Annotated in this window: 19 protein-coding genes; 11 read left to right on the plus strand and 8 right to left on the minus strand. The window is 64.1% G+C overall.

Features of this window, described 5'->3' with window-relative positions; all coding sequences use genetic code 11:
* Positions 1-282 precede the first annotated feature (282 nt).
* Positions 283-1,563, minus strand: a complete 1,281-nt coding sequence (gene serS / locus ACZYZ4_RS09125; protein ID WP_463860112.1) for a serine--tRNA ligase — start codon at positions 1,561-1,563, stop codon at positions 283-285.
* Positions 1,564-1,653: 90 nt separating this feature from the next.
* Between serS and ACZYZ4_RS09130 the strand changes: the two genes are divergently transcribed.
* A complete protein-coding gene (locus tag ACZYZ4_RS09130; RefSeq protein ID WP_463860114.1) occupies positions 1,654-2,712 on the plus strand; it encodes a diacylglycerol/lipid kinase family protein in 1,059 nt (352 codons plus the stop codon).
* Positions 2,713-2,725: 13 nt separating this feature from the next.
* Here the strand turns inward: ACZYZ4_RS09130 and ACZYZ4_RS09135 are convergent, their stop codons facing one another.
* From ACZYZ4_RS09135 to ACZYZ4_RS09145, 3 genes are all read right to left on the minus strand, one after another.
* On the minus strand, positions 2,726-2,935 hold the full coding sequence (locus ACZYZ4_RS09135; RefSeq protein ID WP_463860116.1) for a hypothetical protein: 210 nt from the start codon (positions 2,933-2,935) through the stop codon (positions 2,726-2,728).
* Between the two features lie 124 nt (positions 2,936-3,059).
* Positions 3,060-3,998 carry a prephenate dehydratase gene (gene pheA / locus ACZYZ4_RS09140; protein ID WP_463860118.1) on the minus strand — a complete coding sequence of 313 codons (939 nt, stop codon included), beginning with the start codon at positions 3,996-3,998 and terminating at the stop codon, positions 3,060-3,062.
* A 40-nt stretch (positions 3,999-4,038) separates the two neighbouring features.
* Positions 4,039-4,365: a rhodanese-like domain-containing protein gene (locus ACZYZ4_RS09145; protein ID WP_463860120.1), complete on the minus strand. Its 327-nt coding sequence runs from the start codon at positions 4,363-4,365 to the stop codon at positions 4,039-4,041.
* 111 nt (positions 4,366-4,476) lie between these two features.
* Here ACZYZ4_RS09145 and ACZYZ4_RS09150 point away from each other — a divergent pair, with 111 nt between their 5' ends.
* Positions 4,477-5,220 carry a Type 1 glutamine amidotransferase-like domain-containing protein gene (locus ACZYZ4_RS09150; RefSeq protein WP_463860122.1) on the plus strand — a complete coding sequence of 248 codons (744 nt, stop codon included), beginning with the start codon at positions 4,477-4,479 and terminating at the stop codon, positions 5,218-5,220.
* Positions 5,213-6,667 carry an amidase gene (locus tag ACZYZ4_RS09155; protein WP_463860124.1) on the plus strand — a complete coding sequence of 485 codons (1,455 nt, stop codon included), beginning with the start codon at positions 5,213-5,215 and terminating at the stop codon, positions 6,665-6,667. The genes ACZYZ4_RS09150 and ACZYZ4_RS09155 overlap by 8 nt, the downstream gene beginning before the upstream one ends.
* Positions 6,668-7,050: 383 nt before the next feature.
* On the opposite strand, the gene ACZYZ4_RS09160 is transcribed toward ACZYZ4_RS09155, so the two are convergent.
* Both ACZYZ4_RS09160 and ACZYZ4_RS09165 read right to left on the minus strand, forming a co-directional pair.
* A complete protein-coding gene (locus tag ACZYZ4_RS09160) occupies positions 7,051-7,578 on the minus strand; it encodes a DUF4190 domain-containing protein (RefSeq protein ID WP_463860126.1) in 528 nt (175 codons plus the stop codon).
* 80 nt (positions 7,579-7,658) lie between these two features.
* Complete coding sequence (locus tag ACZYZ4_RS09165) at positions 7,659-8,525, minus strand: nuclease-related domain-containing protein (RefSeq protein ID WP_463860128.1); 867 nt, start codon at positions 8,523-8,525, stop codon at positions 7,659-7,661.
* Positions 8,526-8,795: 270 nt separating this feature from the next.
* Here ACZYZ4_RS09165 and pgm point away from each other — a divergent pair, with 270 nt between their 5' ends.
* Positions 8,796-10,454, plus strand: a complete 1,659-nt coding sequence (gene pgm, locus ACZYZ4_RS09170; RefSeq protein ID WP_463860130.1) for a phosphoglucomutase (alpha-D-glucose-1,6-bisphosphate-dependent) — start codon at positions 8,796-8,798, stop codon at positions 10,452-10,454.
* Positions 10,455-10,890: 436 nt separating this feature from the next.
* Here pgm and ACZYZ4_RS09175 read toward each other — a convergent pair whose 3' ends face one another.
* Positions 10,891-13,695, minus strand: a complete 2,805-nt coding sequence (locus ACZYZ4_RS09175) for an FAD-binding and (Fe-S)-binding domain-containing protein (protein WP_463860132.1) — start codon at positions 13,693-13,695, stop codon at positions 10,891-10,893.
* Positions 13,695-14,594, minus strand: coding sequence for a MurR/RpiR family transcriptional regulator (locus ACZYZ4_RS09180; protein WP_463860134.1), 900 nt, complete (start codon positions 14,592-14,594; stop codon positions 13,695-13,697). Before ACZYZ4_RS09180 ends, ACZYZ4_RS09175 begins: the two co-directional genes overlap by 1 nt.
* Positions 14,595-14,957: 363 nt before the next feature.
* On the opposite strand from ACZYZ4_RS09180, the gene ACZYZ4_RS09185 reads away from it, so the two are divergent.
* The 7 genes from ACZYZ4_RS09185 (at position 14,958) to ACZYZ4_RS09215 (ending at position 23,412) form a co-directional block, all read left to right on the plus strand.
* Positions 14,958-16,364, plus strand: coding sequence for an ABC transporter substrate-binding protein (locus ACZYZ4_RS09185; RefSeq protein WP_463860135.1), 1,407 nt, complete (start codon positions 14,958-14,960; stop codon positions 16,362-16,364).
* A gap of 59 nt (positions 16,365-16,423) precedes the next feature.
* Entirely contained in the window at positions 16,424-17,395 is a 972-nt protein-coding gene (locus tag ACZYZ4_RS09190) for an ABC transporter permease (protein WP_463860136.1), read from the plus strand.
* Positions 17,396-17,400: 5 nt separating this feature from the next.
* Entirely contained in the window at positions 17,401-18,279 is an 879-nt protein-coding gene (locus ACZYZ4_RS09195) for an ABC transporter permease (protein WP_463860138.1), read from the plus strand.
* Positions 18,276-19,199, plus strand: a complete 924-nt coding sequence (gene murQ / locus ACZYZ4_RS09200) for an N-acetylmuramic acid 6-phosphate etherase (RefSeq protein WP_463860140.1) — start codon at positions 18,276-18,278, stop codon at positions 19,197-19,199. The genes ACZYZ4_RS09195 and murQ overlap by 4 nt, the downstream gene beginning before the upstream one ends.
* A gap of 11 nt (positions 19,200-19,210) precedes the next feature.
* Positions 19,211-20,365 carry an anhydro-N-acetylmuramic acid kinase gene (locus ACZYZ4_RS09205; RefSeq protein ID WP_463860142.1) on the plus strand — a complete coding sequence of 385 codons (1,155 nt, stop codon included), beginning with the start codon at positions 19,211-19,213 and terminating at the stop codon, positions 20,363-20,365.
* Positions 20,366-20,495: 130 nt separating this feature from the next.
* Positions 20,496-21,692 (plus strand): GNAT family N-acetyltransferase, encoded by a 1,197-nt coding sequence (locus ACZYZ4_RS09210; protein WP_463860144.1) that lies wholly within the window; start codon positions 20,496-20,498, stop codon positions 21,690-21,692.
* Between the two features lie 64 nt (positions 21,693-21,756).
* Positions 21,757-23,412 (plus strand): ABC transporter ATP-binding protein, encoded by a 1,656-nt coding sequence (locus ACZYZ4_RS09215; protein WP_463860146.1) that lies wholly within the window; start codon positions 21,757-21,759, stop codon positions 23,410-23,412.
* The last annotated feature ends 173 nt before the right edge of the window (positions 23,413-23,585 follow it).

Genomic DNA, 23,585 nt, shown 5'->3' on the forward strand with positions numbered 1-23,585 from the left:
GCGGCGATCGCCGTATCCGCTGCGTCCAGGAAGCGTTGTTGCAAGCTCAACGAATGCGGGCGTCCTGAGGGTGGGCAGGCCGTTGGCCAGGGCGGCCGTTTCCCCGCACAGCACGGCGCCCTTCACTGACCGGGCAACCGCCGTCGCCAGGCAAAGCGCTCCGAGGGAAGGGGCTGGCGGTACGTAGCCCGCAGTCAGCAAGCGCCGAGCCCTATGTGGACCAGGGAGGCGACGGAGGAAGCCTCGGAAAGAAGATTCCTGGGCGTCCGGGGTGGCCGGAAGCTAGAGGACGGGGAAGACTTCCATGCCGCCAAGGTACTTCTGCAGTCCGGCCGGGACGTTGACCGAGCCGTCGGCGTTCTGGTGGTGCTCCAGGATGGCCACGATCCAGCGGGTGGTGGCTAGCGTGCCGTTCAGGGTGGCCACGGCACGGGTGCCCTTGGTTACGCCTTCGTCGTTGACCACACGCTCGCGGATGTTCAGGCGGCGGGCCTGGAACGTGGTGCAGTTCGAGGTGGACGTGAGTTCACGGTAGGCGCCCTGGGTGGGAACCCAGGCTTCGCAGTCGAACTTGCGGGCCGCGGACATGCCGAGGTCACCGGCAGCAGTGTCGATCACCCGGTACGGAAGCTCGCACTTGGCCAGCATCTCCTCTTCCCAGGCCAGGAGCCGTTCGTGTTCGGCTGCGGCCTTTTCCACCGTGGTGTAAACGAACATCTCCACCTTGTTGAACTGGTGCACGCGGATGATGCCGCGGGTGTCCTTGCCGTGCGAGCCGGCCTCACGGCGGTAGCAGGAGCTCTGCCCGGCGAACCGGATCGGTCCGGCCGTCAGGTCCAGGATCTCGTCCGCGTGGTAGCCGGCCAGGGCAACCTCGGAGGTGCCCACCAGGTAAAGGTCGTCCTCGGCGAGACGGTAGATCTCGGCGTCGTGCTTTACATCAAAGCCGGTTCCCTGCATGGTTTCGGGGCGCACCAGAGTAGGCGTGATCATGGGAACGAAGCCGGCCTCGATGGCCTGGTCCATGGCCATCTGTAGCAACGCCATCTCCAGGCGTGCACCCACGCCGCGCAGGAAGTAGAAGCGTGAGCCGGACACCTTTGCGCCGCGCTCCATGTCGATCGCGCCGATCAGCTCACCGATTTCCAGGTGGTCCTTCGGCTCGAAATCGGGGAACTCGCGGGGCGTGCCAACGGTTTTGACCACCACGTAGTCGTCCTCGCCGCCCTCGGGCACGCCGTCCTCAATAAGGTTTGCGATCGTGCGCAACAGTTCGTCCTGCTTGGCTTGGGCAGCGTCCGCTTCGGCCGATGCGGCCTTCACAGTGTTGGCCAGTTCCTTGACCTCGGCGAGCAGGGCCTTCTTGTCGTCGCCCTTGGCCTGCGCCACCTTCTTGCCGAAGACATTCTGCTCGGCGCGGAGGTTTTCAAACCGGATCAGGGCGGCACGCCTGGCGGAGTCTGCGGCGATGATCGCGTCCACCACTGATTCGTCTGCGCCGCGGGCGCGCTGGCTGGCCCGGAACTTGTCCGGGTTTTCGCTGAGGTCTTTTACGTCGATCACCAGACAAGAGTATCGAATCCGGCGGAACCAACACTGCCCGGCCGGACGGGGGGAATCGCGGCGCGCCGGCCGGGATACTGTTGAAGCACCATGAACGACTGGCTTCTCTACATCCTGAGCGCGGCGGCGCTGGCTTTCGCCGTCTCCAGCTGGTGGGGCGTCCGGAGGCTCAAGGCCCTGCACATCCGCAGCGCGGTCCACGAAGAAGCCCACGAAACCGGCCTCACCCAGCAACGCGTGGCGGTCATCCTTAATCCCATCAAGGCACGTGCCCCGGAAGCGAAGGAAGCCATCCAGCGCGCCTGCTTGGCAGCCGGCTGGGACGAGCCCCTCTTCTTGGAGACGACCGCCGAGGACCCCGGATACTCCCAGGCCCGGTCGGCGCTGGACTACAAGGCCGACGTCGTTCTGGTGGGCGGTGGCGACGGAACTGTGCGGGTGGTGGCTGAGTCCCTCGCACATACGGATGTGGCCATGGGCCTGATTCCCCTGGGGACGGGAAACCTTCTGGCGCGAAACGTTGATCTGGACGTCAACGACCTTCACGCCAACGTGCAGACAGCGCTTTTCGGCCACCAACGCTACATCGATACCGCGCGTATGCGCATCGAAAATTCCCGCACGGGACACTCCTCCGAACACGCGTTCCTGGTGATCGCCGGGATCGGCATGGACGCCGAAATTCTCGCTGATACCAATGACGGCCTCAAGAAAGCTGTGGGTTGGCTCGCATATACCGAGGCCGGAATGCGTCACCTGCCCGGGCGGCGAAGGAAAGTATCAGTCGCGATGGATGACAAGCCGGAGCAGGTCCGTAACATCCGCAGCGTCCTCTTTGCCAACTGTGGGCTGGTCCCGGGCGGGATCGATTTCATCCCGGAAGCCATGATCGATGACGGCATGCTGGACGTGGTGGTCATGAGCCCCCGCAGCGCCATCGGCTGGCTGGCCATGTACGCGAAAATTCTCTTCAAACACAAGGGCAACCTGCCCATTATGACGATGTACCGGGCCGGGCGAATTGTCATCAAGTGCCCGGAGCCCATGCCCACACAAACCGACGGGGACACGTCCGGGTTGGCCACTAAGCTCACCGTCCGGGTGGAGCCGCGGTCCCTCCTGATAAGGGTGAAAGGCCAGCAGGCCTGAAGCGGGCCAGGCCTCAGGCGGTTGCCTTCTTGACCGCTTCAGCCTCTGCGGCGGCTTTCGCGGCACGCGCCTCGGACTGCTCGCGGATCATGGCCTGTTCCTCTTCGAAGCGCAGGCGGTCAGCGCGGTCAGCCTCGTCGCCGCCCCAGTCCTGGTTGTCCGCCGCGGGCTTGGGATTAACGATCATGCCCTGGCCGTCATTATCTGTGCTGCTGGTACTCATGACCTGCTCCCTTCGTTAGGGGCCATCCCCCAAGTGGATCAAGCAAGCATACGCACAGTAACTATCCCGCGGAAGTACCTTGATCTACGCTGTGGGCGAAGCCCTAAGCGTCGTCTAGCTGCATTCATTCCCTCCCCAGAATCTGCCCCACCCATTCATGCGCCGCCCGGAATGCCTCGTCGGACGTGTGTTGCGCGACGCTGGAGCTTTGGGCGTCCGCCCGTCCATAGGAGCCCAGGAAGCGTGTGGCCGGGCTGATGCGGTGAAGCCCGGCCAGGGCGTCGGCCACACGGGCGTCCGCGATGTGCCCGTCGGCGTCGATGCTGAAAAAGTAGTGGCCCAGATACTGGCCCGTCGGCCGCGATTCGATCCGACTGAGGTTCACGCCCCTAGTGGCGAACTGGTCCAGGATTTCCATCAGCGCACCCGGACGGTCTTCCGGAAGCGGGACTACCACTGTGGTCTTATCCGCACCGCTCCGTTCGGGCAATGAGCCCGGCCGGCTCACCAGGATGAACCGCGTCACTGCTCCCGGGTTGTCGCCGATGTTGTCTGCCAGGACGGTCAGCCCCGGCTGCTCCTGCGCCACCATGGGCGCACATATCGCGGCGTCGTAGTGGGCATCGCCGCCCAGCAGCCCCATGGCAGCCGCCGCGGTGGAGGAGCCAGCAACATATTCCGCACCCGGAATATTCGCTTCTACCCAGAGACGGCACTGCGCCCAGGCATGGCCGTGGGTAGAGATCCGGCGGATATCCGGCACCTCCACACCGGGTCCGGCCACCAGCACAAAGCTGATGGGCACCAGAACTTCTCGGATGATCCGGAGTTCCTGCCCACCGGCGATAGCGTCCAGGGTGGCTGTGACCCCGCCTTCCACCGAATTCTCAATGGGGACCATCGCTGCGTCCGCAGAGCCGTCGCGGACCATGTCCAGCGCGGCATTAACGTTGGAGGCCGGGACGCGGGTGGCGTCGGCGGCACCCGGAACCTGCATCAGCGCCGCTTCGGTGAACGTGCCCGCAGGCCCGAGGAAGGTGTACGTAACGGGTGTCGCGGGCATGAATTCCTCTGTGGTGACGGGATACAGGTTCGGGCTTGAACTACAGAATGAGTGGCTTGAGGCCGTTGTCGGACACGAGCGGCTTGCCGGACTCGAGCCACTGGTCCATTCCGCCGGCCACATTGATGGCTGTATAGCCCTGTCCGGTGAGCCATTGCGCTGTGCGGAAGGACCGTCCGCCGGTGCGGCAGATGATGTAGACGTCCTGGTCCGGGTCCAGTTCGTCAAGCCGCGCCGGAAGCTGATCCAGGGGGATGTGCACGGCGTCCTCGGCGTGTCCGGCTACCCATTCGTAGTCTTCGCGGACGTCCAGAATCACGGCGTCGGCTGGGACGTCGTTGACGGGCACGGAATCGAAATCGCTCATGGGAGTCCTTTTTCGGAGAATCACGGGTCTCCTTCCAGCCTAGCGCCAGCCGATCGCCCCGCTCCCGAAACCAGGGACAAGTTACGCTGTTGATGACCCTTAGGAGGATCCTTGCCCGCTGAGCAGCCCACCATTTTGGCCACGTCTGGAGGCTACAGGCAAGGTGTGCGAACACGCCTGGAGTTTGACCGCCTGCTGCACTATGCCGTGGAGCTTTCCGGCGTCAGCGGACGGCCGCCGCGGGTCACCCACGTGGGTACGGCGGCGGGGGATCAGCGCGGGTTCAATGCGGAAATGGACGAGGCCGCGCGGCTTGCTGGCTTCGACTTCAGCCACCTGAACCTCTTCACCATGCCGAACTACGCAGACCCAGAGGCGCATCTGCTGGAACAGGACGTGGTGTGGGTGAACGGCGGCTCCGTGGTGAATCTGCTTGCCGTCTGGCGCGCCCACGGACTGGACGGGATCCTCCACCGCGCGTGGCAGCGCGGAGTTGTGCTGGCGGGGGTTTCGGCCGGATCCATCTGCTGGTACCAGGGCGGCACTACGGATTCGTTTGGGCCGGAGCTGCGTGCAGTTACCAACGGCCTGGCCTTCCTCCCATACGCCAATGGCGTCCATTACGACTCAGAGGTAAGGCGGCGGCCGCTGGTGCACCGGCTCGTGGCTGACGGAAAGCTGGGGGAAACGCACTGCACGGACGACGGCGTGGGGCTGGTCTATCACGGCACGGAACTCGTGGAAGCGGTTGCCGAAGTACGGGGCAAGGGCGCCTACATCGTCACCGCGGAAGCCGGTGGAGCGGGTGGGGCTACCGCTTCCGAGAGGCGCCTGGAGCCTCGCTTCCTTGGCTGACATCCACGAACTGCCGGCCGTCCGGCTCCGGGATGTCCTCCGCGCAGGCGAGCTTTCAGCGCGGGACGCCACTGCACATTTCCTGGCCCGGATTACAGAGCAGAATCCGTTGCTGGGCGCCTTTGTCACGGTCACGGCAGAACAGGCGATGGCCGATGCAGCCGCCGCCGATGCCCGGTTCGTCCGGTTCCGAAATGACTTCGGAACGGACTCCGCGGAGGGCCCCGGAGGCAGCGCGGACGGCCTGCCGCTCGTGCATGGCATGCCGGTGGCGTTCAAGGACCTGACCGACGTCGCCGGTGTGGTGACCACCCACGGAAGCGCTGCACTTGACCACAAACCTGCGCCCTCCGACGGCGCCCTGGCTGCAGTCCTCAAGGCCGCTGGCGTCGTCTCATTGGGTAAGACGCAGGTTCCGGAGTTTGGACTGACGGCGTACAGCGAGAACCGCATCGCACCGCCGTCGCGCAATCCGCATGCGCCGAGCCGGAGTTCCGGCGGTTCCTCCGGGGGCAGCGCTGCCGCGGTGGCCGCGGGGCTGCTTCCGTTCGCGCCAGGGACCGACGGCGGCGGTTCCGTCCGTATTCCGGCCGCCGCCTGTGGCCTCGTGGGCCTCAAACCCGGCCGCGGTGTGGTGCCGTCAGGCGAGAGTTCAGGCGACCCGGCGCGCCTGGTGGTAGCGGGGCCGCTGGCCCGTAGCGCCGCCGATGCAGCCCTGCTGATGGATGCGCTGGCACCGTCAGTTGGCAGCAGTTATCTCGGCGCAGTGGGACACGAACCGCGCCCGTTGCGCATCGGCCTGACCCTGGACAGCCCCTGGTCCGCCACCTTCCCGTTCACGCCGGAACCCGAAGCCCTGGCTGCATTGCAGACGGGCAGCGACATGCTAGAGCATGCCGGGCACGCCGTCAGCGAAGCCGCAATCCGCTACGACAACCGCTACCCGGACGCCTTCACCACAGCGTGGACCGCCGCCGTCGGAACCGCCCGGATCAGTCCGCACCGCGAAGCCCTTCTGGCCCCGCTGACCCGGACGTTCAGGCGCCGTGCCCAACAGCGCAGCGTCGCCAAGCTCAACGAATCGCTGGCGTTCCTCCGGCAATTCGAGCGCGATACCATCACGCAGTACGGGGCGTGGGACCTGATGCTGATGCCGACACTGGCCCAGACACCCCGGCCGGTGGGCTGGTTTACCGGTGCAACGCACGGTGACGGACGCTGGCCGGCTGCGGAATGGGCCGGCGACGCCGACGGCGACTACCGCAGGCAGTGCGAGTTCGCGCCTTGGTCCTCCATGGTGAACGTGTGTGGCCTGCCGGCCATCACGATTCCGGTGTACTGGACCGGTGGACTACCGGCTCATGGCCTCCCGATGGGAATCCAGCTCGTGGGGCCGGCGGGATCGGAACTGCTCCTGCTCCAGGTGGCGGCCCAGCTCGGATTCTGAGGCTGGATTGAGGGGCCCTTGGGTGTCGACTCCGCTGCCGAGACGGAGGACGATTAAGGGGCAGTCACTATGAGGAGGTCTGTGATGTGCTATTCATCGATGGAGGAATACGGGTGGCGTAACAAGAGAGAAGCCAGCCGGAAACCCGAAGCGCGCCACGAAACACCGCCGGACCGTCAGGAGCCGCATTACACGGCCCAGGACTTAACTTTCTGGGCCTTCCCGCGTCGCCGGAAGACCCACGAATCCCAGGAACCGGCCGCTGAGAGTACGCGCGAGAGAGTCTGATTTTGTTGTTCAGGCCCACCTGAAGAAGGGCCCCCTGACGGGGGCCTTTCCGCTGACTGGCAGTCTGTATCCAGGCGGGTCAGTTTCGACCGGGGTCAGTAACCGTAGATCGAGCTGTACGACAGCCCGATGATGAGGAGCAGCCAGAACGCTCCGTACCCCAGCAGGCACAGGTAGCCCAGGACCAGCCCGGTGATGGACATGCCCTTGCCTGAGGGTTCGCGGCGCAGAGCCAGATGGCCGGTAATGATTGCGGCGATCTGCGGAATCATGAACCAGCCCAGGAGGACCGAAGAAATGCCGCACACCATGCTGGCGATGCTGAGGCCTTTGGGTTCGGCCGGCATGCCGTAGTAGGCCGGCTGGCCGTACGCCGGCTGGCCATAAGGGCTGGCACCTTGGCCGTAAGGGCTTGCAGGCTGGGCATATGCCGCGCCGTACTGATCGCGCGGCTGGCTATACTGGCCTGCACCGTACTGGTTCTGGCCGTACTGATTCTGGTCATACAGAGGCGGCGCCGGAATGCCGGGACCCGGCGGCGGCTCGTAGCCTGCCGGCGAATCGCCTGGTCCCTGGGCACCGGACCCTTGCGAATCTGGGCGCGGAGTTGGCTGGTCAGTCATGGTTCTCCCCATTCGAAGTCTTCGCTTCCCAGCCTACCGCCGCCTGCATTACAAGGCCTACCGCCGCCCTCATTCCAGTCCTACCGCCCCCAATACGACAGCACGTAGACGGTAAAAACTACGAAGGCAGCCAGGAACATCAATCGGGTAATTCCAGTGGCTGCGTGGTGCTGCGCTTTCGACTTCCTGGCGCGTCCGGCTCCGCCGCTGCCCGCCCCACTCCGCGCCCCGCGGCCGGTGCCGTGGGCGAGTTGCCGGGGTCCCGGCCGGACTCCAGTCTGCCCGGACCGCGGCGGCCCAGCTATCGGCGGCCGTCCGGCTGCCGGCTTCACGGTCAGCGAGTTCACCGCCGGACCTTCCACAGCCAGTTCCTGCGTCAGCTGCTCGCCGAGGTGCGCAGACAGGCCCGCCACCGTCTGCTGGTCGAGCACCGGTGGCAGCGCCAGGACGGCAGCCACAACGCGGTCGGCACCTGCCACGGCGACATCGGAATTGGTGATGCCGAAGAGGTCAGGCTGCCCGGCGAGGCAGATCAACGGACGGACGAACCGCCGGTGGGGCGGCGCCAGCACAGACGCGACGGCGGCGCACTGCGCCAACGCCCCGTCCACGGACTGCGTCCTGGCGAAACGGCCCTGCCACAGGACACCGGCGGAGACACGGACCTCGCCGGTCCAGTTCTTGGCATCGACCACCACCACCCCGCCGGGACCCACCAGCACATGGTCAAGGTTGGCTTTGGGCCGCCCGGGCCAGTGCACATCGTTCAGCAGGTACCAGCCGTGCGGAATGAGCCGGCTTAGCCTGTCCTCTACGAGCCGCGCGCCCACGGCACCGGCGTCCCACGACTTCGTGGCACGCTCGGCCTGATCGAGCTGGCGTTTCAGTCGCTGCACGCGTTCTGCAGCCAGCCTCGACTGCTCCGCCGCGCCGTCTCCTGCCCCCATGACCTGCCCCCTGATCGCTGCGTCCCGACTTACTGCAATGCCCGACGCTTACTGCAGTGCCCGATGGCGGCGCTCCCCGCCGTCGGGCATTCTTTCCTGAGTTTTTCCGAAAGTAGCAGCGCCGCAGGGAGCCGGTATATAGGTACTTTTGGGGCCAGTACTCGCTTTAACTATTTGCTGCCCACGGCCCGGAGGGGAGTTTCCGCGTCATAGGGGCCGGATTATGGACCCGGCGTTTTGACTCCCGCCCACGTCTGGCATGCTGGTGCCATGGCTAGCCGCGCGGGCACAGTTGCCCAATCCCAGGACCTTGTTGACATCACTGCGCTTCTCGACGCGTATTACGACATCACTCCGGATCTGAGTGATCCCGGCCAGCGCGTGGCGTTCGGCACTTCCGGGCATCGCGGCTCGAGCCTCAAGGCGTCGTTCAACGAACAACATATCGTCGCGATCACGCAGGCAATCGTGGAATACCGCGCGGGGCAGGGCATCACCGGCCCGCTTTTCCTGGCGAAGGACACCCACGCCCTCAGCGAGCCGGCGCAGAACTCCGCCCTGGAGGTCCTCGCGGCCAACGGCGTACACGTGCTGATCGACGCGCGGCACGGCTACACCCCCACGCCGGCACTGAGCCACGCGATCCTTACGTACAACAACAACGGCCAGCCCGGCACTCCTGAGGCGGACGGCATTGTGGTCACGCCCAGCCACAACCCGCCCGGAGACGGCGGCTTCAAGTACAACCCTCCGCACGGCGGCCCGGCCGATTCCGACGCCACGGGCTGGATCGCCAACCGCGCCAACGAACTCCTTGAAAACAACCTGCGGGGCGTGAAGCGCATCCCCGTCGCGGACGCCCTCGCCGCGGACAGCACCGGCAAGTTCGATTTCCTCAGCAGCTACGTTGACGATCTCCCGTCCGTGTTGAACCTTGACGCTATCCGCGAGGCTGCCGTACGCATCGGCGCCGACCCCATGGGCGGTGCCGCAGTGGATTACTGGGGCGAGATCGGCGAGCGCCACCACCTGGACCTGACGGTGGTGAACCCCACTGTAGATCCCCAGTGGGCTTTTATGACCCTGGACTGGGACGAAAAGATCCGGATGGACTGCTCCTCGCCGTTCGCGATGGCATCCCTGATCAACAGGATGTCCGACGGCGGCAGTTCAGCCGCGTTCGACGTCGCCACCGGCAACGACGCCGACGCCGACCGGCACGGCATCGTGACCCCTGACGGTGGCCTGATGAACCCAAACCACTACCTCGCCGTCGCCATCGATTACCTCTACCGCAACCGAAGCGGCTGGAACCCCAACTCGGTGGTGGGCAAGACCCTGGTTTCGTCCTCGATCATCGACCGTGTGGCGGAAAGCCTGGGCCGCAAACTGGTTGAGGTCCCTGTGGGCTTCAAGTGGTTTGTGCCGGGGCTGCTGTCCGGCGAAGGCGCCTTCGGTGGCGAGGAGTCTGCCGGCGCTTCCTTTAACAAGTTGGATGGCAGCGTCTGGACCACCGACAAGGACGGCATCCTGTTGGCGCTCCTGGCCTCGGAGATCACCGCAGTCACCGGCAAGTCTCCGTCTCAGCTGTACAAGGGCCTGACCGACCAGTTCGGCGCCCCCGTCTACGCTCGCATTGATGCAGCAGCCACGCGTGAGCAGAAGGCGGCACTCGGCAAGCTCTCGCCGTCGGACGTCACTGCGACTGAATTGGCCGGCGAAACGATCACCGCCAAGCTGACCGAGGCGCCTGGCAACGGCGCGCCAATCGGCGGGCTCAAGGTGGTCACAGAGAACGCCTGGTTCGCCGCACGCCCGTCCGGGACCGAGGACGTCTACAAGATCTATGCCGAGTCGTTCAAGGGCGAGGAGCACCTCAAGCAGGTCCAGGCGGAAGCCAAGGCCTTGGTGGACGGTGTGATCGCCTAGCCTGCCGGGGAAAGGCGAACGCTCTCTCACCGGAAGTGAGAGAGCGTTCGCCCTTAAAGCGCAGAAAGTGAGAGAGCGTCAGCCCGGGGATTCATGGCGCGCCGCATGGTAGGCGTTGTTTAAGCAGTGAAAGGGCCCCCTGAACTGGGAAATAGTGGTTGTCGAGACCGATATTTGCCGAGCGAAGGAGCACCCTTTCGACGCAAAAGTCTACCCCTGTTTTTCCGTCCGTTCCGGTCACTTTCACCGGCCAGTCGCTGATCGCCCACGCCGGAGTCACGGTCCTCACCGGCTGCATGGACGCGCGGGCCACTTGTGGACGGGCGAGAGATGCACACCACCCACACCCCGGCCCCAAAGGCAGTTGAATCGTGATGCTCACCATAAATCTCACGATGCCTTGTAACTCCCGGCGAACGACTGAACGCTGCGCTGGCTATGGAGCGGGGCTTGTGGTGCTTCTTGTTGCCCGTTCCAGGAGCTCCAATAGGTGCAGGTACTCTTTCCCTGTTGACCTGGACATGCCTAGCTCGCAGGTCCTGCTGGACGAGGCGTAAGCGTCGAATTCCCGCCTATTGAGTTCGGCGGCCTCATATTCGGTTGCTGAGGATGTGAGTTCTGGATGCAGCAGCCCACGGTCCCCGGCAAAGGCACAGCAGGACCAGTCCACCGGAATAAATACTTCCGTGGCGATACGGCCTGCGATGGATGTCATCATCGCGTTGATTCCCAGCTGGGTCGAAGAGCAGGTCGGGTGCAGAGCTATAGATGACATTGGCGCCGACACCGTGAGGTGCTCCAGCAGGTTGTTATGGACGAATTCGAGGGCGTCCACGAAACGGAGGGAGGCATACTTGGCTGTGCTGCCCGCGGTATCACGCAGGGTTTCGAGGCCTTCCGTGCAGGAGGAGGCGTCGCAGATGATGGGCAGCTCGCCCTGCCGAGATGTCTCCCACAGCACCGGCAGGACCTTCTCCGCCATACGCGTGTGGCCGGTCGTGAACCCTTTGGACTTCCAGGGGGTTCCGCAGCAGAGGGATGCGATCTCCTCCGGCACGATGATCGGAACGCCTGCCCGCCGGCACAGCGCGAGGATAGCCGACGAAACCCCTTGGGAGTTCCCGGCCGGCCCGAAAATGGTCCCGATGCAGGCGGGGAAATATACGGCCACTGGTTTCTCTGCAGGCACGGGAAGACGCCGGGACCCACCAGCCGGCAGCGACCGGTCGTAGAGCGGCACGGTATCGGCTCCTATGACCGCACGTCCTAAGCGGGTAGCTGCGGTCACGGCAGTTGCTGGCACCCGATCTGCAAGAGTAAGAGCCGCTCCCCCCAGCTTCGTCATACCATCCCAGTGATTGGCGGCTGTCGCCCAGACGGATGATTCGACCGCGCCGGCGTTTTCCGCGCGCAACCGGCGTACGAGGTCTCCCGTGTTGATTTTCACTGGGCAGGCGACCTGGCACATACCGTCGACCGCGCACGTGTCGATCCCTTCGTAAGCGAAAGCGGATTGGAGCTCGCGGAGCAGCTTGCCGTCGCCGTCAGCTTCTGCCGTCTGCATTTCGCGTCTGAGCACGATGCGCTGGCGGGGTGTCAGCGTCAGATCTTTCGAGGGGCACGACGGCTCGCAGTAACCGCACTCGACGCAGCGGTCGACTTCTTCTTCCACAGCGGGGGCCAGTTTTAGGTCCTGTAGATAAGAATCCGGGTCATCGGAGAGCACTGCACCGGGGTTGAGCATCCCGGTGGGATCGCAGAGGAGTTTGACCTGGCGCATGACCTCGTGGAGTTCACTACCGTACTGTCGGCGGATGAACGGGGCCATGATGCGGCCGGTTCCGTGTTCGGCCTTCAGAGAGCCGCCCCTGCCGAGGACGAGGTCAACCATGTCTTCAGTGAAATCCCGGTACCGCTGGAGGTTTGAGGACTCCTCGAAGCGTTCATTGATCATGAAGTGGATGTTGCCATCTTTCGCGTGTCCGAAGATCACGCTTTCCTCGTACGAGTGCCGTTCAAAGAGCCCAAGGAGGCCCTCGCAGGTTCCGAGAAGCTCCGGGACGGGGACGACGATATCCTCCAGGAGCGCGGTGGTTCCCGAGGGCCGGGCGCCGGCGACAGCGGTGTATAGACCTTTGCGGACGCTCCAGAGGGCTGCCCGCGCGCCGGCGTCGCGTGTCATGGTCAGCGGGGCAGCCAGCTCCAAGGAGGAGAACAGCCCTTCGCTGCGGGCTTGCTGCCTTTCCACGTCGTCCGGTGTCGAGCCGGTGTATTCGATGAGGTAGGCGGCGTGGTGGTCTATCGTCAGCGCAGTCAGTTCCGGAGTGACCTGAGGGAGGGCCTGGGCAACCCGCAGGGACGTGGCGTCCATCAACTCGATGGTGGCCAGCCCGGTGCGCACGAGCGCCGGGAGCGCCGCTGTCGCACTGCTCAGCGACGGGAAGACCGCCAGTCCCGTGGCCGCGCGCGGGTGCGAAGCCACTGTCCGGTAGGTAGCCTCGGCGATGAAAGCCAGGGTGCCTTCGCTGCCGACGACCAGATGGGTAAGGATGTCGACAGGACAGTCGAAGTCCAGGAACGAGTTAACTCCGTAACCCATGGTGTTCTTCATGGCGAACTGCCGGCGGATCGTTTGGACCGAGCTCTGGTCGGCACGCACTCTGTCCCGCAGCCGTGCCAGTCCGGTCCAGAGATCGCCTTCGGCATGCCGGAGGCGCTCATCTGCATCGGGGGCACCGGTGTCGATCATTGTGCCGCTGGGAAGTACGACCACCAGCGATTCAAGGGTGTTGTAGGTGTTGTATTCGGTGCCGCAAGTCATACCGCTGGAGTTGTTGGCCACCACGCCGCCGATGGTGCAGGCGATTTCACTGGCCGGATCGGGACCGAGTTTGCGGCCTAACGGGGCAAGACGGTTGTTGACGCTGCGAAGCGTCGCCCCTGGCTGGACCCGCACTCTGAGGCCGTCGTCAAGGACCTCAATGCCTCTGAAGTTGCTGCGCACGTCGGCAAGGATTCCGTTTGAGAGTGCCTGCCCGCTGAGGCTGGTGCCTCCGGACCTGAACGTCAACGGAATCCCATGTTCACGGCTGACCTTGAACAATCGGGCCACGTCCTCGGCATGTCGCGGGACCGCCGTCAGCTCGGGAACCAGCAGATAGTGCGACGCATCGTGTGCCAAAGCAAGGCGATCGAAAGCACGGGAACTCGCCGGCACGGGGGCAAGGACGTCCGCGTCCATCAGGCCCCGCCGTGCTGACTGCGTTCATGGACGACACGGTAGGTGTTGCGCAAGGCTTCCATTGAGGCGTCATAAGATGCCTGCGCCACACCGGTGAAGAGACAGTCGACGACCATGAGCTGGGCAATACGGCTGCCAAGGGCTCCGGACCGGAACCTTGTTTCCCTGGCGGCGGTCGTGAGCACAACGTCGGCGGCCGCGGCGACCGGGGAATCATGGAAGTTGGTGATCGCTATCGTGGCAGCACCGGATTCCCGTGCGACGGAGAGGAACTCCACCGTGTCCTTTGTGTTTCCCGAGTGGGAGATGGCGATAGCGACACATGAGTCGTTGAGCGTCGCAGCAGCCGTCCACGCCGAGTGCGAGTCAGACCAGTTGATCACCGTCCGGCTGATCCGGGAAAGCTTCTGCTGCAGGTCAAGGCCGACGAAAGAGCTGGCACCCATGCCGAAAGTGTCTATCCGGCGGGCCCCTGACACTAGACCCACGGCCATGCCCAGGGCTTTTGTGTCCAGCGCCCGGGCCGTGTCGGCAATTGAGAGGGTCTCGTTGATGGCCACTTTCGCCACAATGTCGTCAAGTGAGTCGTTCCGTCCGATGTCCCCGGAAACCGGAGGGAGGCTGGAAGTCGTCATTTCCTGACGCATCGCCTCCCGGGTGAGGTCCATCAACAGGTCCTTGTAGTGCGAGTAGCCCATCCGCTTGTAGAAACGCACCACCGACGTGGTCGAGGTGTCGCAGCGATCGGCCAGTTCGGCCACGGACAGGGTTGCCCCCTCAGACGGGCTTTCGATGAAGACCTGGGCGATGCGTTTCTCGGACGGCCTCAAGGAGGGTAAGGCGGCCCGGATCCGAATCAGCACCGTCTCGGAATCGGGTGTTTCTACCGCGTTGTTCACATTCAGCTCCCTCGTCAGGGTGTTCCTCCGGCAGTTAGCCAAAGGTAACGGATGGCATGGGAAGGACACGTCTAAAAAACTATCCGGGGAATATCTTTACATAGATTGCTCCATGAAGGTACGTTAATGACCAACCCGGATCACCGATGCTCTCTGGGGGACCTGCGAAAGCCGGCGCGGCATGCAGGAGGCATCACATGTCACAGAGGAGACCAACCCATGCACAGCGGTTCCCGATTCATCCGTGGCACGCTTTCGGCATTCGCAATAGCCGCAGCTGTGTCGATAACTTCCACTGCCTGCTCCGCCCCGGCATCTCAACAGACTTCAGCGGGAAAATCCGGCGGGAATCTTGTCGTGGGTGTGACGACAGACCCCGACACTCTGCTTCCCTGGAAAGCCACGCAGTTCCAGGCTGTCTCAGTGCTCCAGAACATCTACGGCACACTTACGGAGTTTGATAAAGACCTATCCGTGGTTCCTGGGCTGGCCAAGTCCTGGGACGCATCGGCGGACGGTTTGACCGTCACGTTCAAGCTCCGCGAAGGCACGGTGTTCAGCGATGGCAGCGCCCTGGATTCGAAGGACGTGAAGTTCTCTCTGGACAAGATCAAAGAAGAAGCGACGGGTGCTGTGGCGCGAACCTCGCTGGCCGCAGTGTCTTCGGTCGAGGCTCCCGATCCTGCGACGGTCATCCTTCGGATGACGTCGGCTGACGCTGCGCTGCCGGCCAACCTGGCCGTCATCAACATGGCAATACTCTCCTCCGAGGACCCCGAAACGTCGCTGATGACAACGCCGAACGGATCCGGTCCGTTCACGCTGAAGGAGCGCATCCCCAGCCAGTCGATGAAGCTGAGCCGGAATGATTCCTATTGGGGGGAGAAAGCGAAACTGGACACAGTCGAATTGCGGGTGATCCCGGACGAGTCCTCCATCGTCGCCGCGATGCAGTCCGGCAACGTAAATTTCGCCGTTTTCAATAGCCCGCTGGTTGCGAAGACCGCTGGCGGCCCCAACACTTCAGTGGCCAAGACGCCTCAGTTGAGCTATCACGCCCTCCAGCTGAACGCAGGACGCCCGGCCCTCGCCGACCTTAACGTTCGCCTGGCGATCCAGTGCGCCGTGGACCGTCAGCAGGTGCTCGATACCGCGGCACTCGGTGAAGGCGAGGTGACAGGTCCCATCACCTCGCCCGCCTACAAATCGAACGCGGACGACCGCCCGTGTCCGAAGCGCGATCTCACCAAAGCCGCTGAGTACCTCAAGAAGGCAGGAAAAGATGCGGGAGTGACACTGTCGACGATCGTCTCCCAGGGCGAATACGCCACATCCGTTGACGAGGCACAAAACCTCAAGGCCCAGCTCGCCGACGCCAAGATCACGCTCACCATCGACGTTCTCGAATCCGGCGCCTTCGTTAATCGGTGGAAGGCCGGAGACTTCGATGCCGCAGTTGCACTCAATAGTGGACGCCCCGACCCTGACGGCATGTACGGGCGGTACTTCACCAGCACCGGCAACCTGAATAAGGTCGCGGGTTACAACTCGCCAGCGCTCGACACCCTGTTCGCCTCCGGCAAGACAACCTCAGATTCGGAGAAGCGCAAGGACATCTATTCCAAGGTCTCCGGCGAGCTGGAGAAGAACGCTGCCTGGGTCTGGTTGTTCACCAGCTACACCTACACAACGACGAGCTCTTCCGTCCAGGGGTTTATCCCCATGGCAAACGGCTCACTCCAGTACCTGCGAACCACGACTATCAACTAGCCGCCCCGACAGTGGGCCCCGTTCCACCGGGGCCCACCACTGGCGAGAAAACCAGGGACATGCTTCAGACCTTTACCCACAATCCCATCTTGCGTCGCGCCGCCGGCGCAGCGGGAACGCTGCTGGGGGTGGCTATCTTCGTATTCATCATGCTCCGTGCCATCCCGGGAGATCAGATCATCGCCGGCCTCGGAACAGAAGCTGCTGCCCTCACCCCGGCCCAGCAGGCCTCCCTGGAGCGCTACTACGGCCTGGATCAGCCGCTTTTCGTCCAGTTCTTCTCCTGGCTGGGCAATCTGTTCACGGGAAACCTCGGCTTCTCGGCCCGGGCCCAGCAGAGCGTTCTGGACCTCACCCTCCGATCCCTTCCGGTGACCTTCGAACTTGCCATCCTGGCGATCGTCCTGGCACTGCTCATCGGTGTGCCCCTCGGCATGCTGGCCGCTTCCAGGCCTGACTCCCCGCGTGACGGACTGGCCCAGGTCGTGAGCCTGGCCGGGCTCTCAGTCCCCGCGTTTCTTCTAGCCACGACACTGCTTTCTGTCTTCGCCGCCTCCCTCGGCTTCAACCCGAACGGGCGGGGATTCGCCACCTTCACCGAGAACCCACTGCTGAACCTTCAACAAATGCTCCTGCCCTCATTAGTCCTGGGATTCGGCATAGCCGCACCGATCATCAGGACCACCCGCACCGCCGTATTGGAGATTCGCTCAAATGACTTCATCCGCACCGCCCGCGCCAAAGGCGTCCCGGAGAGCCGGCTGCAGACCAGACACGTACTGCGCAACGCCCTCGTCCCGATTGTCACGATGACCGGTCTCCAGTTCGGATACCTCCTTGGCGGGGCGGTTGTCGTAGAGCAGATTTTCTCGATTCCGGGGATCGGCCGGCAGGTGCTGCTCGGCATACAACAGAAAGAGTATGCACTCGTGCAGAGCACTGTGCTCGTCATCGCACTGACCTTCGTCATCGTGAATCTATTGACCGATGTCCTCTACCGGATCATTGACCCGCGGGTACGTGCCTCATGACCGGCATGCCATTGACCACGGAAAACAATATGATCCTCACGGGGGCCGCCCGCCGCTCCCTGGCGCTGCTGAAGAGTCCCACAGGTCTGACCGGGCTCATCATTATCTGCCTGCTCGCTCTGCTCTCGGCGCTGTCTTTCAGCAGCGCCCTTCCCTATGATCCGATCACGCAGAACTCGCCTGCCAGGCTGCTCCCACCGTCCGGCTCGCACTGGTTCGGGACGGACCAGTTCGGGCGGGACGTGTTCTCCCGGGTCGCCGCAGGTGTCTCCAACTCATCCCTCATCGCAGTCACCGCAGTGGCCTTCGCCGCAGTTATTGGCACACTGGCCGGCCTTGTCGCCGGGTTCTACCGCGGCATGGCCGACGGGCTCATCGGCGGCGTCACCAACGTACTCTTCGCCTTCCCTCCCCTGCTCCTGGCTCTCGCCCTGGCGTCAGTCTTCGACCGCAACTGGTTCACGATCGCCGTCGCGATCGCCGTCGTCTATGTGCCGATCTTCATCCGGGTCACCCGCGGCCCGGTCCTGTCGCTGCGCGAAATTGAATATGTGAAGGCGGCAACCAGCACAGGACAGAGCCGGGTGATGATCATGCTGCGGCACGTTCTGCCGAACATCACCTCTATCATCATCATCCAGGTGGCCCTTTCGCTCTCGTGGGCGGTCCTCACTGAGGCGTCACTGAGCTTTCTGGGGCTTGGCACTCCCCCGCCGGCCCCGTCGCTTGGATCAATGATCTTTGAGGCCCGCACACTGGTTTATGTTGCGCCCTGGACCATGATCGCGCCCGGCGCGCTCGTCGTCCTTCTCGTCGTCGGCCTGAACCTCCTCGGGGACGGCCTCCGCGATGGACTCGACCCACGGAACCGAGGCAAACGATGACCCTTACCCCTCTCGAGATCGCCCGGCTTACAACTCTCGACACGGAAATCGCAGACCCTCGATTTGCCACCATCGACAAAATGTCCGTCGGTGAGCTGGCAGAAACAATGAACACAGCCGACTCCGCTGTCCCTGGCGCGGTCAGACGCGCCCTTCCACAGATAACACCCGCGATCGAAGCCACCGCGACGCGCATGAAGGCCGGCGGCCGGATGATTTACGTTGGCGCAGGAACACCTGGCCGCATCGGGGTGCTCGACGCCTCGGAATGCCCGCCGACCTTCGGGACTTCGCCGGATCAGATCTTTGCCGTCATCGCCGGAGGGGCCAGCGCCATCGTCGCCCCCTGCGAAGGCGCGGAAGACGATGTCGACGCCGGCACGCAGGCAATGGATGCGGCCGACGTCGGTGCGCTGGACACGGTGATCGGCATCGCCTCCAGCGGCCGGACGCCGTTCGTCGTCGCAGCCCTGGAGCGCGCGCGATCCAGGGGCGCCCTCAGCGTTGCCCTCACCTGCAACACAGGGACACCCCTGGCGGCCGCCGCGGAACACCAAATCGAAGTCATCGTCGGTCCCGAAGTCGTCGGCGGCTCAACCCGCCTCAAGGCAGGGACCGCCCAAAAGCTAGTGCTGAACATGTTCTCAACAATCGTCATGGTCCAGCTCGGCAAGACCTACGGCAACCTTATGGTCGATGTGAAACCCACGAATGCCAAGCTCCGGGAACGCGCCGTCCGAATGGTCCGGTCCGTCACCGGCGTAGAACGTGTCAGCGCCCTCGAAGCCCTGGGCGCCAACAACTCTTCCGTCAAACAAGCCATAGTCGCACTTCGTCTGGGTCTCAACCCGGTTGAAGCGGCGACGCAACTCACTAAGCACAGCGGCCTCCTTCGAGCGGCACTAGGGGAGCAAGCATGAGAATTCTAGGGATGATTTCGGGAACCTCCCACGACGGAATCGATGCCGCCGTCGTGGACTTCGATGAACGCGACGGACACCTGACGGGAAAAGTTCTGCAGTCCACCAGCACGCCCTACCCCCCGGCACTCCGGGCTCGGCTCATCAAGTCGCTTCCTCCAGCAGCCACGACCCTGGCCGAGATGTGCGAACTCGACACACTGGTCGGCCAATGCTTTGCGCAGGCGGCACTGGACGTCATCCGCGACGCCGGCCCCGTAGACCTTGTCGTTTCACACGGTCAGACGGTCTTCCACTGGGTGGAGGACGGGCAGGCGCGGGGAACGCTGCAGATAGGACAACCAGCCTGGATCGCCGAAGCGACCGGGACACCTGTGCTGTCGGATGTGCGCGTCCGGGACATCACGGCGGGCGGTCACGGTGCGCCCCTGGTGTCGTACTTGGACGCCCTGCTGCTGGCCGGCCACCACGGTACCGCCGCCGCCCTGAACCTCGGCGGTATCGCCAACATGACAGTGGTCTCCGGAGAGTCGGAGCTGTTCGCCTACGACATCGGACCGGCCAACGCGCTCATCGACGCGGTCGTCGTCGGCCGGGACCTGAACGATAAGGGCTACGACGCAGACGGCAGGATTGCTGCCACCGGCACGGTGGACGCCGACTTGCTTGACGTGCTCCTCGATGACCCCTATTTCCGGCTGCCAGCTCCTAAGTCCACCGGCAAAGAACACTTTCACCTCCCCTATGTCGAGGACAGCCTGGAGGCAGCCGGTGCCCGTCCCAGCGACGCCGATCTGATAGCAACCCTCACCGAACTGACAGTCCGCTCCGTGGCCCGGGACGTGCGCACGCACGGAATCGACCTCGTGGTCGCTTCCGGTGGCGGATGCAGGAACAGCGTCCTCATGGAAGGACTGCGGCGCGCGCTGCCCGGAGTCCTCATTACACAATCGGACGACTACGGTGCCCCGGCCGATGACAAGGAGGCAATTGCCTTCGCGCTCATCGGGTGGTGCACCGCTCACGGGCTGCCCGGCACGGTCCCTGCGGGAACGGGCGCCCGGGAAGGCCGAATCCTCGGCACCATCACCCCTGGAAACGGACCGCTGACCCTTCCAGCACCTGCCACGTCAGCGCCCATGGCCCTGACACTCCGCCGGGGATAGAGAGGCGGTGATCGTGCCCCTCACCTCTCGGAGAGCGTCCGCGGCCGACTTCGAAGAAATCGTCGAAGTGTTCCTTTCCTGCTGGCGGGACAGCTATTCGGGCGTTCTGCCACCCCATGTCCTACAGAGCATGACGGAAGAACGCCCTCGTGCCCTGCGGGAACGGGTGTTGTCCACTCAGGACGTTGAGGAAGAGATCACCGTCGCCGCTGACGCCGGTACGGGCGCCATCCGCGGCGTCGTCAGGCACGGTCTCAAATACCCCGGCCACGGAATCATCTGGTCGCGCTACGTTGACCCGTCCTCGCAGGGCTGCGGCATCGGATCCCGCCTGCTCCGCGGGGCGGAATCCTCTTTGGCGGAGGTGGGCGCCGAATCGGCCAGCCTGTGGGTTTTCGCCGACAACGCAGCTTCCGTCGCCTTTTACGCCCATCACGGCTGGCTTCCCGGCAGCAAACCTCCGGCCCGAAGCCGGGAATTCGGCGAACCCACGTGCCGGCTGTCGAAATCCTTCCGGGACGCCCGCCCGGAGGCCCCCGCCACCATCATCCTCAAGGAGTGCTATCCCCTCTACGCCGCGGCTGCAAGCGCTGGGGACGCCCACCGCCTCGTCGAAACGCTTCCCCTGGTCTGCGCACCCAGGACCGCGCGCCGCTATTCCGATCTCGGCTTCATTCTCCTGGGCCGAATAGTCGCCGCCGCAGCCGGCCAGGACCTCGCATCTGCCACCGCAGAGCAGGTCACCCGACCACTCGGCCTCGAGTCGACCCGGTATGCGCGGCCAGCCGGTACCAACGTGGCCACGGGATCCCGCGACGACAGGATCGAAGCCGCGATTGTCGACTCCCATATCCCCTACGCAGGTCCCTTCAGCAGCAGTGACTTCTCCGGATGGCGCCGTCAGCCGGTAAGAGGACAAGTTGCGGACGGTAATGCCCACCACGTCTTCGATGGTGTTTCGGGGCATGCGGGCTTCTTCTCGACGGCTCCTGATCTCCTCCGGTTCGCCGCCGCACTGGCGGCCTACCGGGAGCACGATTCCCTGTGGCGATCAGAAGTCGCCGAGGAGTTCTTCTCGGCTGGACCGGATGCGGGGCAGGCGCTCGGATTCCGCCGTTACAGGCTGAAGATCAATGATGAAACTCTCACGGTCCTCGGCCATCCCGGCCACGTGGGGTGCGCTGTCGGGTTCCTGCCGGACCGAGGCATAGTCCTTGCGCTGGCCAGCAACCGCCTGCTCGTGGACGGGGCGCCGGTCGTGACAGAGGAACTATGGGCGGAGCTTCTCGAAGTAGCCGGTGACGAAATCGGACGCAGCAGCCCATGAGTGCCACTTTCGTCGCATCAGCCATCCACGTCTTCCGCAGCCCTGCAACAGAGAGGCACACGCCATGACTCCCCCTTCCCCGCTCCTTTCCATCCAAAACCTTTCGATCGCTTTCGGCTCCGGTGCGCGCCAGCTGGCTGTGGTTCAGAATGTTTCCTTCGAGGTGTTCCCCGGACAGACAGTTGCCGTCGTCGGCGAATCGGGCTCGGGAAAGTCAACTACCGCCGCCGCCGTCAACCGGCTTCTTCCTGCGAACGGACGGATCATCGGCGGTGACATCTTCTTCGATGGCCGCAACCTGGCCGATGCCACGGAACGAGAAATGCTGGCAATTCGTGGCGCCCGGATCGGCTTCGTACCCCAGGATCCGATGTCCAACCTGAATCCGCTCATGCGAATCGGCGACCAGATTGCCGAAGCCCTGGAGGTCCACGGGCGCTCCCTGGGCAAGGGCGGCCGCGGGCAGGTCATCGAATTGCTCGACATGGTCGGGATTCCAGAGCCGGAGCGGCGGCTGAGCCAATACCCCCATGAATTCTCCGGTGGCATGCGTCAGCGGGCACTCATTGCCATGGGTCTGGCCTGCCGACCGAGCCTCCTGATCGCCGACGAACCCACGTCTGCGCTGGATGTGACCGTACAGAGGCGCATCCTCGACCAGCTCGAGGAGCTTACCGAACGGATGGACACGGCCGTGCTGCTGATCACGCACGACCTCGCACTGGCCGCCGAGCGAGCCGACTCCATTGTGGTGATGCGGCAGGGGGCAATCGTCGAATCGGGCCCCGCGGCCCAAATCCTGAATGATCCCCAACATGACTACACCCAACGCCTCCTTATGGCAGCGCCCAGCCTGACCTCCCGGTCGATTGTCACGCATACGGCCGTCGGCGTCGAGCCTGGCCCGCACCCTATGGAAGCGGCTCCGGCGAAGATTGCCGACGTCCGCAACCTGAGCAAGACCTTCACCATCCGCGGCTCCGGAGGCCGAGGAGGCACCACGTTTACCGCGGTGGACGACATCAGCTTCAGTATCCCGCGTGGCCATACTGTCTCAATTGTCGGGGAGTCCGGTTCCGGGAAATCAACGACGGCGAACCTGATGTTGGGACTGGATGACATCACCTCGGGCCAGATCCTGTTTGACGGCACCGACGTCTCGACCCTGGGAAGACGTGAGCTTTTTGCCTTCCGCAGGCGCGTCCAACCGGTATTTCAGAACCCGTACGCGTCGCTCGACCCCAGATACACGATCGCAGAGTCGGTTACCGAACCCCTCCGGGTCCACCGGATGGGCACGAAGACCGTACGGCACAGCAAATGCCTGGAGCTGCTGGACCAGGTTGCGTTGCCAGCAACCATGGCCGACAGGCTGCCCCACGAGCTCTCCGGCGGGCAGCGCCAGCGCGTGGCCATTGCCCGCGCGCTGGCTCTTTCCCCCGAACTCGTCGTGCTCGACGAGGCGGTATCCGCACTCGACGTTCTCGTGCAGGCTCAAACCCTGGACCTGCTCGCCGAGCTACAAAAGGAGCTTGGCCTGAGTTACCTCTTCATCAGCCACGACCTCGCTGTCGTCCGAATGATTTCCCACGCAGTACACGTCATGCAGCGCGGCCGCATCGTCGAAAGCGGCACCCCCACCGACATTTTTGACCACCCTCAAGCCGCCTACACCCGCGAGCTCCTCGCCGCCATCCCCGCCGTCACGTCAGGCGCCTGACCGGAAACCCTGCACCAAAAATAGGCCGCCGCCGAGCTGGCGTAAGCCCGGTTGCGCCACTTCCCCCGCAGCGACGCCGCGGGGGCGTCCTGCCGCGGAATGACGGCCTTCAGGCCCTCGAAACGAAACGTTTTTCTGGACCGAAAGAAGCCATTGACGACTAACAAGCCTGC

This window comes from Pseudarthrobacter adonitolis, from assembly GCF_055412845.1.

Bases quoted from the DNA above. Each gene is read 5' to 3' on its own strand.
- ACZYZ4_RS09145 (WP_463860120.1), bottom strand. From the start codon at position 4,365: ATGAGCGATTTCGATTCCGTGCCCGTCAACGACGTCCCAGCCGACGCC.
- murQ (WP_463860140.1), top strand. From the start codon at position 18,276: ATGACCCTTACCCCTCTCGAGATCGCCCGGCTTACAACTCTCGACACG.
- ACZYZ4_RS09130 (WP_463860114.1), top strand. From the start codon at position 1,654: ATGAACGACTGGCTTCTCTACATCCTGAGCGCGGCGGCGCTGGCTTTC.
- ACZYZ4_RS09160 (WP_463860126.1), bottom strand. From the start codon at position 7,578: ATGACTGACCAGCCAACTCCGCGCCCAGATTCGCAAGGGTCCGGTGCC.
- ACZYZ4_RS09190 (WP_463860136.1), top strand. From the start codon at position 16,424: ATGCTTCAGACCTTTACCCACAATCCCATCTTGCGTCGCGCCGCCGGC.
- ACZYZ4_RS09210 (WP_463860144.1), top strand. From the start codon at position 20,496: ATGACGGAAGAACGCCCTCGTGCCCTGCGGGAACGGGTGTTGTCCACT.
- ACZYZ4_RS09195 (WP_463860138.1), top strand. From the start codon at position 17,401: ATGCCATTGACCACGGAAAACAATATGATCCTCACGGGGGCCGCCCGC.
- ACZYZ4_RS09175 (WP_463860132.1), bottom strand. From the start codon at position 13,695: ATGGACGCGGACGTCCTTGCCCCCGTGCCGGCGAGTTCCCGTGCTTTC.
- ACZYZ4_RS09135 (WP_463860116.1), bottom strand. From the start codon at position 2,935: ATGAGTACCAGCAGCACAGATAATGACGGCCAGGGCATGATCGTTAAT.
- ACZYZ4_RS09215 (WP_463860146.1), top strand. From the start codon at position 21,757: ATGACTCCCCCTTCCCCGCTCCTTTCCATCCAAAACCTTTCGATCGCT.
- ACZYZ4_RS09165 (WP_463860128.1), bottom strand. From the start codon at position 8,525: ATGGGGGCAGGAGACGGCGCGGCGGAGCAGTCGAGGCTGGCTGCAGAA.
- ACZYZ4_RS09205 (WP_463860142.1), top strand. From the start codon at position 19,211: ATGATTTCGGGAACCTCCCACGACGGAATCGATGCCGCCGTCGTGGAC.
- pheA (WP_463860118.1), bottom strand. From the start codon at position 3,998: ATGCCCGCGACACCCGTTACGTACACCTTCCTCGGGCCTGCGGGCACG.
- pgm (WP_463860130.1), top strand. From the start codon at position 8,796: ATGGCTAGCCGCGCGGGCACAGTTGCCCAATCCCAGGACCTTGTTGAC.